Source organism: Sphingobium sp. LMC3-1-1.1 (assembly GCF_040676285.1).
Classification (GTDB): Bacteria; Pseudomonadota; Alphaproteobacteria; order Sphingomonadales; family Sphingomonadaceae; genus Sphingobium.
Map to the genome: position 1 here is coordinate 1 of NZ_JBEGHQ010000020.1, position 2,862 is coordinate 2,862.

Sequence of the window (2,862 nt, forward strand, 5' to 3'; positions counted from 1 at the left end):
GCTGCTCAAGGGATTTAAACATTTGCTCGCAAGCGGCCTCGCTTAGGATCCGGCCACGCAGCCCTCGAAGACATTGGCGCTCGCGGAGAAGCTTGGTTTCCAGCTCCGTTAAGCGGAGCGGGTCTTCAGGTTGGGATGAACGGCAGGTTCTGTCATGGGCGGCCGTTCACCCGATGACTACCGAACGACGTATGCTGGTCGGATCTGCCTGCTTCGGATGCCAGTCAAAGCAACGCCGGATTCCGCCAACAAAGCGGACGCTCACAGGCTGGGAGGGCTTCCGTCGTAGTCACCCTTCATTCATGTTCTCCCCGATGCTGCCGGAGTTGCACGAGGGGAGATCGCTGACCGTCGTGTTGCCGCGTGCGAAGGACTGGGATTGCGGCAGGACTTCGGATACCCTGCGCAACGCATTTCGCTTGATACCGGACTCGCATGCATGAGCATTCTGGACACGCGCGCATATCAGATGTTTCCCGTTCTGACCGATGCTCAGATCGCGACTGCGCGCCGTTTTGCCAGTGGGTGTGCGCGGCAATTCGCGCCGGGTGAGTCGCTCTATGCCATCGGCGAACAGGGCGCACCGGCATGGCTGGTTCTGGAGGGCACGGTCGAGGTCGTGCGGCGCGACGGTCTCAATCAGGAGGCGGTGATCACGACCTATCGCGCCGGGCAACTGAGCGGCGAAGTCAATCAGCTTGCCGGTCGCCCCTCGATCGCGGCTGGTCGTGCGGGTGCCGCAGGTTGCATTGCGTTACCCTTCGATTCCGCTCATCTGCGGGCCTTGATGATTGGATCGGCCGATGTGGGCGAGATCGTCATGAGAGCCCTGATCCTGCGCCGGGTCGGCCTCATCGAAGAGGGCGGGGCCGGCACCATATTGATCGGCGTGCCTGGCAGCCCCGACCTTGTGCGCCTCCAGGGTTTCCTGACCCGCACCGGCTATCCCTACCTTTTTCTCGATTCTTCCACCGACGAAGAAGGGCGGGCTTTGGTGGAGCGAACGGGAATCCTGCCGGACGAACTCCCCCTGGTCGTTTGTCCGAACGGCACATTGTTGAGGCGGCCAAGCGACGAGGAGTTGGCGGCCTGCCTCGGCATAACGCCTGTTCTGGATCCGGACGCCTTTTATGACGTCGCAATCGTGGGGGCCGGGCCGGCGGGTCTGGCCGCCGCGGTCTATGCCGCTTCCGAAGGGCTATCGGTTATCGTCCTCGATGAACGCGGCGTTGGAGGTCAGGCCGGCGCATCGATGCGGATCGAGAATTACCTGGGCTTCCCGACCGGCATTTCCGGCCAGGCGCTTGCCGGACGGGCCTTCAATCAAGCGCTGAAATTCGGCGCGGAAATCGCCGTTCCGGTCAAGGTGGGAAGGCTCGACTGCACGTCGGACCCACTTATGCTCTACCTGTCTGGAGACCGTCGCATCCAGGCACAGGCGTTGGTTATTGCCTCAGGCGCGCGCTATCGTCGGCCGGACATCCCGAACCTTGCGGAGTTCGAGGGGGCGGGCGTCTCCTATTGGGCATCGCCGATCGAGGCTAGACTCTGTGCGGGCGAGGAGATCGCGCTTGTCGGCGGAGGAAATTCTGCCGGCCAGGCCATCGTGTTTCTGGCGCCGCAGGTCAAACGCCTCCACCTGTTCGTTAGGCGCGACCTGTCCGAGACAATGTCGCGCTATCTAATTGACCGCATTGCCGCCCTTCCCAATGTCGAAGTTCATGTCGGTTCCGAGGTCATCGCACTGGAAGGCGACCGCGCCACCGGTCTGATTGCGGCGACATTTCGTAATTTGAAAGACGGAACCGAGCACCGCTGCGCCTTGCGCCACTTGTTCCTGTTCATCGGCGCCGATCCCAATACCGAGTGGCTGCAAGGATGCGTCCAGACCGATGCCAAGGGTTTCGTGACTGCCGGCGCGAATGCGCTGTCCTTGGAGACGAGTCGGCCGCGCATCTTCGCGATCGGCGACGTCCGGGCAGGATCGACCAAGCGCGTTGCGGCAGCGGTGGGCGACGGCGCCGCAGTAGTGGCCCAGATCCACAGCTTGATAGCCGAACGAGCGGCGAAGGAGGAAGCATGACGGTCTGCAGCCACTTGTCCGCCATCGATACGGTCACACCCAGGGCGCGCGGCTGCGAAGAATGTTTGAAAATCGGCAGCCCTTGGGTTCATCTGCGCCTATGCCGAACCTGCGGTCATGTCGGCTGTTGCGATGACTCGCCCCTTCGCCATGCCTCTGCCCATTTCCATGCGACCCAGCACCCGATCATCGAGGGCTATGACCCGCCGGAGGGTTGGGGATGGTGCTATGTGGATGAGGTCATGGTCGATCTCCCCGATCAGACTCCGCAGGTGGGGCCGATCCCGCGATATGTTTGAGGGATTCACCATTCCCTGCGTGCTGTCGCATGATAGGGTGGCGGAACATGCGGTTGGGGCTCGACAAACCGTTCGCGCTGCCGCCGCGTTCATTGCAGCATTCATTCAGACCATGCCACTGTCAGGCGCCGCCAACAAACCAGACATTCGGAGGCACTAGCTGGGGCGTCGAAACCGGTCGTTGGTTCACCGTCGCCGCAGGGCGCTTGAATGACGAGTGCTGGGACAATTCTGCCATTCCCGGGCGCAACCTTGAATGACGGGTTTCGCCGAAACTTGTCATTGGCAGAGACACGATCAGAAAATGCCGTGCCGTGACGCGACAATTTACTATCATCGCCCTAATGTGCCCGATCCCCGCTCTACGTAATGCGGGTCATACAGGGCTCTTCGGGTTCGCTCAATTGTGATAAGGTGAAACATCACCCGGTTCTAGTCGCAAGCATCCCGTGACTGAGAGACTCGAGCGCTCCCGCTTGC

General features: G+C 61.6%; 2 protein-coding genes. Both read left to right on the forward strand.

Going from position 1 to position 2,862, the window contains the following annotated elements; translation table 11 throughout:
* Positions 1-439: 439 nt before the first annotated feature.
* Positions 440-2,083, forward strand: coding sequence for an FAD-dependent oxidoreductase (locus tag MRBLMC3_RS13430; RefSeq protein ID WP_363829571.1), 1,644 nt, complete (start codon positions 440-442; stop codon positions 2,081-2,083).
* On the forward strand, positions 2,080-2,382 hold the full coding sequence (locus MRBLMC3_RS13435; protein WP_192669725.1) for a UBP-type zinc finger domain-containing protein: 303 nt from the start codon (positions 2,080-2,082) through the stop codon (positions 2,380-2,382). The genes MRBLMC3_RS13430 and MRBLMC3_RS13435 overlap by 4 nt, the downstream gene beginning before the upstream one ends.
* Positions 2,383-2,862 lie beyond the last annotated feature (480 nt).

Excerpts from the sequence above, each read along its gene's own strand:
- MRBLMC3_RS13435 (WP_192669725.1), top strand. The coding sequence starts at position 2,080 with ATGACGGTCTGCAGCCACTTGTCCGCCATCGATACGGTCACACCCAGG.
- MRBLMC3_RS13430 (WP_363829571.1), top strand. The coding sequence starts at position 440 with ATGAGCATTCTGGACACGCGCGCATATCAGATGTTTCCCGTTCTGACC.